We start from the raw sequence: 11,075 nt of genomic DNA on the forward strand, positions 1-11,075 counted from the left end.
CGTGAGCGGGTGGCCCGCGGGCGCGTCCGGAGGTGTCCACGTGCGGAGTGCGCCGATCTGGCGAGTCCGGCAGTCGCGAATCGAGGAGGCCCGGTGAGGGAGTGGACGGAGCAGGCGCTGCGGGGAGCCGGGCTGGACCCGGCGGAGGTACGGCGGATCGTCGAGGCCGCCCTGCGTGAGGACCTCGGTCCGGAGTTCCGGGACGTCACCAGTCTCGCCACCATCCCGGCCGGGCAGACCGACACGGCCGACCTGGTGGCGCGCGCGGACGGCGTGGTCGCCGGGCTGGCTGTCGCGGCGGCCGTGTTCGAGCTGGTCGGCCCGGTGACCGGCGAGCGCCGTACGGTCGAGGTGTCCCTGGTGGCCGCCGACGGCGCGCGGGTGGCGCGCGGCGACGTGCTGGCCACGGTCACCGGTCCGACCAGGTCGCTGCTCACCGCCGAGCGGACGGCGCTCAACCTGCTCTGCCGGATGTCCGGGGTGGCCACCCACACCCGGGCCTGGGCGGACGAGCTGGCCGGCACGAAGGCGATGGTGCTGGACACCCGGAAGACCACCCCGGGGCTGCGGTCCCTGGAGAAGTACGCGGTGCGGGCCGGCGGTGGCACCAACAAGCGGATGGGCCTGCACGACGTCGCGATGATCAAGGACAACCACAAGTTCGCGGCCGGCGGGATCGCCGCCGCCTACCGGCGGGTGCGGGAGGCGTTCCCGGAGGTGGCGGTGCAGGTGGAGGTGGACACGCTGGCCGAGGCGGTGGAGGCGGTCGAGGCCGGCGCGGACTTCCTGCTGCTGGACAACATGTCCCCGGCGACGCTGACCGAGGTGGTGGCCACGGTGGGGGACCGGGCCGAGCTGGAGGCGACCGGTGGACTGACCCTGGACGTCGCCGCCGAGTACGCCACCACCGGCGTCGACTACCTCTCGGTGGGCGCGTTGACCCACTCCTCGCCGATCCTGGACATCGCGTTGGACCTGCGCACCCCGCTGACCGCCCGCGACGTTGTCTAGGCTGCGTGCGTGCTGCTCTGCATCGACATCGGAAACACCAACACCGTGCTGGCGACCTTCGACGGCGACCGGCTGGTGCACTCCTGGCGGATCAAGACCGACGCCCGGTCGACCGCCGACGAGCTGGGCCTGATGTTCCGTGGCCTGCTCGCCGGGGACGCGGTGGAGATCACCGGTATCGCCGCCTGCTCCACCGTGCCGGCCGCGCTCCGTTCGCTCCGGACCATGCTGGCCCGCTACTACGACAACCTGCCCAGCGTCGTCGTCGAGCCGGGGGTACGCACCGGCGTGCAACTCGCCATCGACAACCCGAAGGAGGTCGGGTCGGACCGGGTGGTCAACACGCTCGCCGCGTACACCCTCTACGGTGGGCCGTCGATCGTGGTGGACTTCGGCACCACCACGAACTTCGACGTGATCAGCGGTCGGGGCGAGTTCCTGGGTGGGGCGTTCGCCCCGGGCATCGAGATCTCCTTCGACGCGCTCGCCGCCCGGGCGGCCCAGCTGCGCAAGGTCGAGGCGACGAAGCCCCGGTCGGTGATCGGCAAGAACACCGTGGAGTGCCTCCAGTCCGGCCTCTACTTCGGCTTCGCCGGCCAGGTGGACCGGATCGTCGAGCGGATGACCGAGGAACTGGGCGAGGTCAGGGCGGTGATCGCCACCGGTGGGCTGGCCTCGCTCGTGATCAACGAGTGCCGGACCATCACCCACCACGAACCGATGATCACCCTCATCGGGCTCCGCATGGTCTACGAACGCAACGTCTGAGGCCGTCGGGCGGGCCGCCCGACGGCCGGGTGGAGAGGTCGCCCGACGGGTGGCCGCCGGTCGGCGTCAGTGCCGGTGGACGCGGAGCACCAACGTCCGGTACGGCAGGGCGAGGGTCTCCCGACCGGACAGGTCGGGATGGGAGCGGAGCAGTTCGCGCAGTTCCCGGTCGACCCGTCGCCGGTGCTCCGGCTCCGCGGTCAGGTAGTGCGAGCGGGTGCGGACCATGCCGAGCAGCTCGTCCGGGGTGAGCACGGTGGTGTGCGGGAACTCGGCCCACTCCGGGGCGCTGAACCCGGGGCCGAAGTCGGTGACGCTCGCGAGCAGGTGGTCCACGGTGTCGCCGATCTCGGCGATCCGGTTCAGCTCGGTCACCCAGGGCGTCCGGTCGTCACGCAGGTTCCAGACCGGGGCGAGGACGCCGCCGGGCCGCAGCACCCGGGCGATCTCCGGGTGCGCGCGCTCGCGGTCGAACCAGTGGTACGCCTGCCCGGCCAGCACCGCGTCGGCGTACCCGTCGGGCAGCGGCACCGATTCGGCGGTGCCGGCCAGCACGGCGACGCCGGCCGTGGCGTCCGCGAACCGGGCCCGCATGCCGGGGTCGGGCTCGACGGCGGTCACCGGGTGCCCGAGCGCGAGCAGGCCCCGGGTCAGGATGCCGGTGCCGGCGCCCAGGTCGACGATCCGGGCGGACGGGACGAGCCCGTCGAGTGCCCAGCGCAGGGCCGCCTCCGGATAGCCGGGCCGGAACCGGTCGTACTCGGCGGCGGCCGTACCGAACGACAGGGCGTGGGTGGGATCGACCATGCCGGCAGGTTATCGAGTGCCGGCCCCCGGAGGGGCTTGAGTAGGCTCGTCCCTTGGACCCACCCGATTTCTCCCGCTGAGGACGCATGCCGTGACCGAGCAGAACCCCGTGCCGATCGATCCCGCCGACGACCTTCCCGAGCAGATGAAGGTCCGCCGGGAGAAGCGTGACCGGATGCTCGCCGACGGCGTCGAGCCCTACCCGATCGGCTACCCCCGGACCAGCACGCTGGCCGTCGTCCGCGAGAAGTACGCCGACCTGCCCACCGACACCGCCACCGGCGACCGGGTCGCGGTCACCGGCCGGGTGATCTTCGTACGGAACACCGGCAAGCTCTGCTTCGCCACCCTCCGGGACGGCGACGGCACCGAGTTGCAGGCGATGCTCTCCCTGGACCGGGTCGGCCCCGAGCGGCTGGAGGACTGGAAGCGCCAGGTCGACCTGGGTGACCTGGTCGGGGTCACCGGCGAGGTGATCACCAGCCGGCGCGGTGAGCTGTCCGTTCTGGTCGAGCAGTGGGCGGTGACCGCCAAGGCGCTGCGTCCGTTGCCGGTGGCGCACAAGCCACTCAGCGAGGAGGCCCGGGTCCGGCAGCGTTACGTCGACCTGATCGTCCGTCCGCAGGCCCGCCAGATGGTGCGGACGCGGGCGGCGACGGTGCGCAGCCTGCGCGACTCGTTGCACGGCAAGGGATTCATCGAGGTCGAGACCCCGATGCTCCAGCTCCTGCACGGTGGGGCCGCCGCGCGCCCATTCGTGACGCACAGCAATGCGTTGGGTACGGATCTCTATCTGCGAATCGCCCCGGAACTGTTTCTCAAGCGGGCGGTGGTCGGCGGCGTCGACCGGGTCTTCGAGATCAACCGTAACTTCCGTAATGAGGGCATCGACTCTTCGCACTCGCCCGAGTTCGCGATGCTCGAGACGTACGAGGCGTACGGCGACTACGACACGATGGCCACGCTCACCCGGAATCTGGTGCAGCAGGCGGCGATCGCGGTGTCCGGGTCGACCACGGTGACCCACGCCGACGGCCGGGAGTTCGACCTCGGTGGCGAGTGGCGCTCGGTGACGCTCTTCGGTGTTCTTTCCGAAGCGCTCGGTGAGGAGGTCACCGTCCGCACCGAGCACGCCCGCCTGGTGCAGTACGCGGAGAAGGTCGGTCTTTCCGTCGACCCGAAGTGGGGGCCGGGCAAGCTCGCCGAGGAACTCTTCGAGGAACTGGTGGTGCCGGGCCTCCAGGAACCCACCTTCGTGCGGGACTACCCGGAGGAGACCAGCCCGCTCACCCGGGGGCACCGGCACGAGCCCGGCCTGGCCGAGAAGTGGGACCTCTACGTGCTCGGCTTCGAGCTGGCCACCGCGTACTCCGAGCTGGTCGACCCGGTGGTCCAGCGCGAGCGGCTGGTCGCCCAGGCGGCGCTGGCGGCCCGTGGCGACGACGAGGCCATGCGCCTCGACGAGGACTTCCTGCGGGCGATGGAGTACGGAATGCCGCCCGCCGGGGGTATGGGAATGGGAATCGACCGGCTCTTGATGGCCCTGACCGGCCTGGGAATTCGGGAAACCATCCTCTTCCCCTTGGTGCGCCCAGAGTAGCGAGGCTACCCGTGGGTGAATCGGCCGTCCTATTGACGGGGTCAGCATCGTGCCCGCTATTGTGCTCTTGTTAGCAGGAGAACCTGCTCGAAAGGAATGGCACGTGGCCAAGCAGATCATTCACAAGCTGGTCGATGACCTGGACGGCGGAGACGCCGACGAGACCGTCAAGTTCGCGCTCGACGGCGTTCAGTACGAGATCGACCTCTCCAACAAGAACGCCGACAAATTGCGGGAGCTATTCGCCCCCTACGTCGCGGCCGGCTCGAAGGTCGGTCGAGGCGGTGTGGTGGTCGGCGGTCGGGCCGCGCGCGGCCGGGGTGGCGCCACCGCGGACCGGGCGCAGAACAAGGCGATCCGGGACTGGGCGAAGCGGGAGGGACGGGAGATCTCCGACCGGGGCCGCATCCCGCAGGAGATCGTCGACGAGTTCCACGCGAAGGCCGGCCACTGACGCCGACCCTCGACCGAGCGACACCGACGCCGGCCCGGAGCATCCGCTCCGGGCCGGCGTCGGTTTTCCCGCCGGAGCCGGAGCCGGAGCCGGATCGGATCGGGTCGGGTCGGGTCGGCGCGGGCGGTGGCGGCTCGCGGGACCGCCGGAGCAGAGGGCTCGTTCCGACGGTGGCTCGTCCGGCCACCCGGGCGGCGGCTCGCGCCGGCGGGAAGGAATCCGGCGGAACGGACGTTGTCCACAACCGGTGGAAGAGTTGTCCACAGCCTGTGGAGAGCCGTCCGGAGCCCTGGAGGCCCGTCCGGCCCCGTCCACCGACCCATCGAATTTCGCTCTGCGCGTACAGGACAGGTTCCCGGAACACCTCCTGAGCGCGGACGGTTGGGTAAAACGACGCGAACCCGGCACCCAGCGGGGACACACGACCTCAGCGGAGTCGGTTCGCGGCGATAGAGTAATGAGGCACGGACGCCCACCCCGGTCGTCCGCGCACCGGCCCCGCCAAGAATCTTGACCACCAAGATCGAGTGCGCACGGCACGTGAGGAGCACGAGGGCATGTTCGAGCGGTTCACCGACCGAGCGCGACGGGTTGTCGTCCTGGCCCAGGAAGAGGCCCGGATGCTCAACCACAACTACATCGGTACGGAGCACATCCTGCTGGGCCTGATCCACGAGGGTGAGGGCGTCGCGGCCAAGGCCCTGGAGAGCCTCGGCATCTCCCTGGAGGGCGTCCGCCAGCAGGTCGAGGAGATCATCGGCCAGGGCCAGCAGGCGCCGAGCGGGCACATCCCGTTCACGCCCCGGGCCAAGAAGGTGCTGGAGCTGTCGCTGCGCGAAGCGCTCCAGCTCGGCCACAACTACATCGGCACCGAGCACATCCTGCTCGGCCTGATCCGCGAGGGCGAGGGCGTCGCCGCCCAGGTGCTGGTGAAGCTCGGCGCCGACCTCAACCGGGTCCGCCAGCAGGTGATCCAGCTCCTCTCCGGCTACCAGGGCAAGGAGCCCGCCGCAGCGGGCACCGCCACCGGCGAGGCCGCGCCGTCGACCAGCCTCGTGCTGGACCAGTTCGGCCGTAACCTGACCCAGGCCGCCCGCGAGGGCAAGCTCGACCCGGTCATCGGGCGCGAGAAGGAGATCGAGCGGGTCATGCAGGTGCTGTCCCGCCGCACCAAGAACAACCCGGTCCTGATCGGTGAGCCCGGCGTCGGCAAGACCGCCGTGGTGGAGGGGCTGTCCCAGAAGATCATCAAGGGCGAGGTGCCCGAGACGCTGAAGGACAAGCAGCTCTACACCCTCGACCTCGGTGCCCTGGTCGCCGGCTCCCGCTACCGCGGTGACTTCGAGGAGCGCCTGAAGAAGGTGCTCAAGGAGATCCGCACCCGCGGCGACATCATCCTCTTCATCGACGAGATCCACACCCTGGTGGGTGCGGGTGCCGCCGAGGGGGCGATCGACGCCGCCAGCATCCTCAAGCCGATGCTGGCCCGGGGCGAGCTCCAGACCATCGGTGCCACCACCCTCGACGAGTACCGCAAGCACCTGGAGAAGGACGCCGCCCTGGAGCGGCGGTTCCAGCCGATCCAGGTGGGTGAGCCCTCGCTGGCCCACACCATCGAGATCCTCAAGGGCCTGCGCGACCGGTACGAGGCGCACCACCGGGTGAGCATCACCGACGCCGCCCTGGTGGCCGCCGCGACCCTGGCCGACCGCTACATCTCCGACCGCTTCCTCCCGGACAAGGCGATCGACCTGATCGACGAGGCCGGTGCCCGGATGCGGATCCGCCGGATGACCGCGCCGCCGGACCTGCGTGACTTCGACGAGCGGATCGCCCAGGTCCGCCGGGACAAGGAGTCCGCGATCGACGCGCAGGACTTCGAGCGCGCCGCCCAGCTCCGCGACAAGGAGAAGCAGCTCCTCGGCCAGAAGGCCCAGCGGGAGAAGGAGTGGAAGGCGGGCGACCTGGACGTCGTCAGCGAGGTCGACGACGAGCAGATCGCCGAGGTCCTCGGCAACTGGACCGGCATCCCGGTCTACAAGCTGACCGAGGAGGAGACCTCCCGCCTGCTGCGCATGGAGGACGAGCTGCACAAGCGCGTCATCGGCCAGGAGGACGCGGTCAAGGCGGTCTCGAAGGCGATCCGGCGTACCCGGGCCGGCCTGAAGGACCCGAAGCGCCCCTCCGGCTCGTTCATCTTCGCCGGCCCGTCCGGCGTGGGTAAGACCGAGCTCTCCAAGGCGCTCGCCGAGTTCCTCTTCGGCAGCGAGGACGCGCTGATCCAGCTCGACATGTCCGAGTTCCACGACCGGTACACCGTCTCCCGGCTGGTCGGTGCGCCTCCCGGCTACGTCGGCTACGACGAGGGCGGGCAGCTGACCGAGAAGGTGCGGCGTCGGCCGTTCTCGGTGGTCCTCTTCGACGAGATCGAGAAGGCCCACCCGGACGTGTTCAACACGCTGCTCCAGATCCTGGAGGACGGTCGGCTCACCGACGGTCAGGGTCGGATCGTGGACTTCAAGAACACGGTCATCATCCTGACCACCAACCTCGGTACCCGGGACGTGGCCAAGGCGGTGTCGCTGGGCTTCCAGGCGTCGGAGGACTCCGAGTCCAACTACGACCGGATGAAGCAGAAGGTCAACGACGAGCTGAAGCAGCACTTCCGGCCCGAGTTCCTCAACCGGATCGACGACACCATCGTCTTCCACCAGCTGCGCCAGCAGGAGATCCTCTCGATCGTGGACATCATGATCGCCCGGATCGAGACCCAGCTGCGCAACAAGGACATGGGTCTGGAGCTGACCGAGAACGCCAAGAAGTACCTGGCCGTCAAGGGCTTCGACCCCGTTCTCGGTGCCCGTCCGCTGCGTCGCACGATCCAGCGCGACATCGAGGACAACCTCTCCGAGCGGATCCTGTTCAACGAGCTGACCCCCGGTCAGATCGTGGTGGTGGACTGCGAGGGTGACCCGGAGAACATCGACAAGTCCAAGCTCGTCTTCCGGGGCGCGGACCGTCCGGTCGACGTGCCGGACGCCGTCCCGGCGGACCTCGGCGGCACTGCCGCCACGGGCGCGGACGAGGCGGCGTAACGGTCGGACCCGACAGGTCTCACCACCTACGGAACCGGCGAACAACCGGAGCGAGGGGCCCGGCGGCGAAAGCCGCCGGGCCCCTCGCCCTTTTCGTATCCGCCCGAGGCCGCCGCGCCAGGTGGTAGCAGGGGTCCCCTGTTACCGCTTTTTGAGGAGCAGGGGACCCCTGCAACCACGCAGCCGGCAGCAACCCGGGCTGCCGGCAACGGTTACGCCCTCGGTAACCGCCTCAGGTGAGGTTCTGGCCGGCCGGCGCGGGGGCGTCGCCGACGAGTCGGTAGGTGGCCTCTCCGGCCGGCTCCACAAGCCCGTCGGTGACCAGTCCGGCCAGCGCCCGGGAACGCTGTACGTCGTCGGGCCAGACCTGGTCCAGCCGGGGCCGGGGCACCGGGCCGGTCGCCTCCCGTAGCACCGCGAGCAGCAGCCCGCGTACCTGCCGGTCGGTGCCGGCGTACCGCTGCGGGCGGCGGGTCGGCCCGGCCGGCGCCTCCTGCCCGGAGGCCCGCCAGGCGCAGACCGACTCCACCGGGCAGACCGCGCAGCGCGGCGACCGGGCGGTGCAGACCACCGCCCCCAGCTCCATGAAGGCCGCGCTCGCCAACGCGGCGGCGGCCGGCTGGACCGGCAGCAGTTCCTCCGTTGCCACCAGGTCGGACGGACGGGTGGTCGGGCCGGCGTCCGGCTCCCCGGCCACCGCGCGCGCCACCACCCGGCGGACGTTGGTGTCCACCACCGGGTGCCGCTGCCCGAACGCGAAGGCCGCCACCGCCCGCGCGGTGTACGTCCCGACGCCGGGCAGGGCGAGCAACTGGTCGAGCCGGTCCGGCACCTGGCCACCGTGCCGCTCGACCAGAGCCACCGCGCACTCGTGCAGGCGTACCGCCCGGCGGGGGTAGCCGAGGCGTCCCCACATCCGGATGGCGTCCGCGGGGCTCTCGGCGGCCAGGGCGGCCGGCACCGGCCACCGGGCCAGCCACGCCTCCCAGGCCGGCAGCACCCGTACCACCGGGGTCTGCTGCAACATGACCTCGCTGACCAGGATCGCCCAGGGGGTCACGTCGGGGTCGCGCCACGGCAGGTCGCGGGCGTTCTGCTCGTACCACCGACTGATCCGGTCGGCGAAACTCTGTTCTGTCATCGCGCCGCCGATGATGCCATGTCCGGCATGTCCCGCAGCGTGGGCGGTCGGGGCGGTTGCCGTCCGGCCGTTTTCGCTGGTCGGGGAGAATGCCGGCATGAACGAGCTCGCGATCACCGTCATCGGTCGGGACCGGCCGGGCATCGTGGCCGACGTCGCGGAGGTGCTCGCCGGGCTCGGCGCGAACCTCACCGACTCGACGATGACCCGGCTCCGCGGCCACTTCGCGATGACCCTGGTCTGCGTCGGCCCGGCCGCCGCCGAGGTCGAGGCCGCGCTCGCCCCGCTCGCCGCCGACGGCCAACTGCTGGCGAGCGTACGGGCGGTCACCCCGGACGGTGCCACGGCGCCCCCCGGGGAGCCGTACGTGATGGCGGTGCACGGCGCGGACCGGCTCGGCATCGTCGCGGCGACGACACGCGCGCTGGCCGACGTCGGTGGCAACGTCACCGACCTGACCACCCGGTTGACCGGGGCGCTCTACGTGGTGGTCGCCGAGGTCGACCTGCCGGTCGGGGCGGCCGACCGGCTGCGGGAGACGCTCTCCCGTACGGCTGCCGACCTGGGTGTCGAGGTGACACTCCGGCCGGCCGATTCGGACCTGTTGTGACCGCGCAGATCACCGGCCTGGACGGCTGGACACCCGAGGCGCTCGGTGTGCCGGGCGAGGTACGGCCGGTGGTGTCCGCGCCGCACGCGGTGCTCAGCCGGACGGGTGGTGAGGTCGACGCCACCTCCGACGAGGTGGTCCGCCTCGCCGCCGACCTGGTCGCGACGATGCGGGTCTCCCCGGGCTGCGTCGGGCTGGCCGCGCCGCAGGTCGGGGTCGGTGCCCAGGTCTTCGCGGTCGACGTGACCGGCCATCCGAAGTCGGTGACCGTGCACGGCGCGTTCGTGCTCTGCAACGCCCGGGTGGTGGAGGCCAGCCGGTGGAAGGCCGGGCGGGAGGGGTGCATGTCGGTGCCCGACCTCACCGGTGACGTCAAGCGGGCCAGCCGGCTGGTGGTGGAGGGCGTGCTGCCCGGCACCGGCCGACCGGTGCGGCTCGCCACCGACGGGTTCGAGGCCCGGGCCCTGCAACACGAGATCGACCACTGTGCCGGTCTGCTCTTCCTCGACCGGGTGGCCGGCGCGCACGCGATCTACCAACGCAAGGTCTACCTCTGACCGTCCGAGGGAGTTGGTACGGTGAGCCGTTCTCGCCCCGGCGCGTCGTGCCCGGTCGGTGACCGCCGCGCCGTTACCGTGGGGGCATCATGCGTCTGACGGTTGGCCCCCTGTCGCCCGCCGTGTACTGGCGGCGTCGTGCCGTCGTACTCGGAGCGGGGATCCTCTTTCTCATCGTCGTGCTCTACTCGTGCAGCGGGTCGAGCGACAAGACCGCAGGCCCGGAGCGGTCGCCCACCCCGACACCGTCGGCGGGTGATCCGGCCCCGAGTGGTTCGGTGCTGACGCCTCAGTCAGGCGAGCCGCCGGCGTCCGCCGGACCCGACGCGCCGGGCGGTGGTGGCCCTGCCGGTGGCGGTCCGGGCGGCGGCGGTCCGGCGACGACCAGCGGTGCGCCGCCGGCACCCGGGGGCCCGGTCGTGCCGGCCGGTGGTGCCGCCGGGTGCACCGACGCCGAGATCTCGGTGACCCCGGTGGCGGCGCCCACCTCGGTCCGCTCCGGCCGGCCGGTCGACCTGCAACTCAAGATCAAGAACACGTCGGATCGGACGTGCACCCGGGACGTCGGGGCCGACCTCCAGGAGCTCTTCGTCAAGTCCGGCGCGGAGAAGGTGTGGTCCTCGGACACCTGCGGCACCGCCAAGGGCTCGGACGTGCAGTCCTTCACCCCCGGCTTCGAGCGGTCGTACCAGGTCACCTGGAACGGGCAGGACACCACACAATGCGCCAACGGCCTGGCCAACGGCCCCTCGGCACCCGCCGGGACGTACCAGGTCTTCGGTCGGCTCGACACCAAGCTCAGCGCCCCGGTGAAGCTCACCATCACCAACAACTGACCCCGAGACGATCCCTCCTGCTGCGGAGGAACGTGCCCTGGGGGTGGTAGCAGGGGACCCCTGCACGTCAGCTTGGGTTCTAGTGGTGGTTGCAACACCTGACGTGTGCAGGGGTTGTGGTGTTCGGGTTGCGTGGGGTGCGGGCTCCTCAGGGTCGGGTGAAGTTGTCTGCCGAGCGGCAGGCTTATCTTGATCT

The 11,075-nt window shown here is 71.0% G+C and carries 10 protein-coding genes; 8 read left to right on the forward strand and 2 right to left on the reverse strand.

The annotated features are described in order from the left end of the window. The first annotated feature begins 93 nt into the window (after window positions 1–93). Both nadC and QSK20_RS26055 read left to right on the forward strand, forming a co-directional pair. Entirely contained in the window at window positions 94–1,011 is a 918-nt protein-coding gene (nadC, locus tag QSK20_RS26050; RefSeq protein WP_285791234.1) for a carboxylating nicotinate-nucleotide diphosphorylase, read from the forward strand. 9 nt (window positions 1,012–1,020) lie between these two features. Continuing rightward, window positions 1,021–1,779 carry a type III pantothenate kinase gene (locus QSK20_RS26055; RefSeq protein ID WP_285791235.1) on the forward strand — a complete coding sequence of 253 codons (759 nt, stop codon included), beginning with the start codon at window positions 1,021–1,023 and terminating at the stop codon, window positions 1,777–1,779. 66 nt (window positions 1,780–1,845) lie between these two features. Here QSK20_RS26055 and QSK20_RS26060 read toward each other — a convergent pair whose 3' ends face one another. Continuing rightward, window positions 1,846–2,586 carry a class I SAM-dependent methyltransferase gene (locus QSK20_RS26060; protein WP_285791236.1) on the reverse strand — a complete coding sequence of 247 codons (741 nt, stop codon included), beginning with the start codon at window positions 2,584–2,586 and terminating at the stop codon, window positions 1,846–1,848. Window positions 2,587–2,677: 91 nt separating this feature from the next. On the opposite strand from QSK20_RS26060, the gene lysS reads away from it, so the two are divergent. The 3 genes from lysS (at window position 2,678) to QSK20_RS26075 (ending at window position 7,735) form a co-directional block, all read left to right on the forward strand. After that, entirely contained in the window at window positions 2,678–4,186 is a 1,509-nt protein-coding gene (gene lysS, locus QSK20_RS26065) for a lysine--tRNA ligase (protein WP_285791237.1), read from the forward strand. A 103-nt stretch (window positions 4,187–4,289) separates the two neighbouring features. After that, window positions 4,290–4,640, forward strand: a complete 351-nt coding sequence (locus QSK20_RS26070) for a histone-like nucleoid-structuring protein Lsr2 (protein ID WP_088981769.1) — start codon at window positions 4,290–4,292, stop codon at window positions 4,638–4,640. A gap of 557 nt (window positions 4,641–5,197) precedes the next feature. Beyond that, a complete protein-coding gene (locus tag QSK20_RS26075; RefSeq protein ID WP_285791252.1) occupies window positions 5,198–7,735 on the forward strand; it encodes an ATP-dependent Clp protease ATP-binding subunit in 2,538 nt (845 codons plus the stop codon). Between the two features lie 232 nt (window positions 7,736–7,967). On the opposite strand, the gene QSK20_RS26080 is transcribed toward QSK20_RS26075, so the two are convergent. After that, window positions 7,968–8,876: an iron-sulfur binding domain-containing protein gene (locus QSK20_RS26080; RefSeq protein ID WP_285791238.1), complete on the reverse strand. Its 909-nt coding sequence runs from the start codon at window positions 8,874–8,876 to the stop codon at window positions 7,968–7,970. A 97-nt stretch (window positions 8,877–8,973) separates the two neighbouring features. Between QSK20_RS26080 and QSK20_RS26085 the strand changes: the two genes are divergently transcribed. The 3 genes from QSK20_RS26085 to QSK20_RS26095 all read left to right on the forward strand — a co-directional run bounded on the left by QSK20_RS26085 (window position 8,974) and on the right by QSK20_RS26095 (window position 10,879). Next, a complete protein-coding gene (locus QSK20_RS26085; protein ID WP_285791239.1) occupies window positions 8,974–9,486 on the forward strand; it encodes a glycine cleavage system transcriptional repressor in 513 nt (170 codons plus the stop codon). Further along, complete coding sequence (locus QSK20_RS26090) at window positions 9,483–10,043, forward strand: peptide deformylase (protein WP_285791240.1); 561 nt, start codon at window positions 9,483–9,485, stop codon at window positions 10,041–10,043. The genes QSK20_RS26085 and QSK20_RS26090 overlap by 4 nt, the downstream gene beginning before the upstream one ends. 89 nt (window positions 10,044–10,132) lie before the next feature. Beyond that, complete coding sequence (locus QSK20_RS26095; RefSeq protein ID WP_285791241.1) at window positions 10,133–10,879, forward strand: hypothetical protein; 747 nt, start codon at window positions 10,133–10,135, stop codon at window positions 10,877–10,879. The last annotated feature ends 196 nt before the right edge of the window (window positions 10,880–11,075 follow it).

It is taken from the genome of Micromonospora sp. NBRC 101691 (assembly GCF_030269285.1).
Classification (GTDB): domain Bacteria; phylum Actinomycetota; class Actinomycetes; order Mycobacteriales; family Micromonosporaceae; genus Micromonospora; species Micromonospora echinospora.

Coding starts and splice junctions, on each gene's coding strand:
- QSK20_RS26085 (WP_285791239.1), top strand. CDS start 8,974: ATGAACGAGCTCGCGATCACCGTCATCGGTCGGGACCGGCCGGGCATC.
- QSK20_RS26060 (WP_285791236.1), bottom strand. CDS start 2,586: ATGGTCGATCCCACCCACGCCCTGTCGTTCGGTACGGCCGCCGCCGAG.
- QSK20_RS26095 (WP_285791241.1), top strand. CDS start 10,133: ATGCGTCTGACGGTTGGCCCCCTGTCGCCCGCCGTGTACTGGCGGCGT.
- QSK20_RS26080 (WP_285791238.1), bottom strand. CDS start 8,876: ATGACAGAACAGAGTTTCGCCGACCGGATCAGTCGGTGGTACGAGCAG.
- QSK20_RS26075 (WP_285791252.1), top strand. CDS start 5,198: ATGTTCGAGCGGTTCACCGACCGAGCGCGACGGGTTGTCGTCCTGGCC.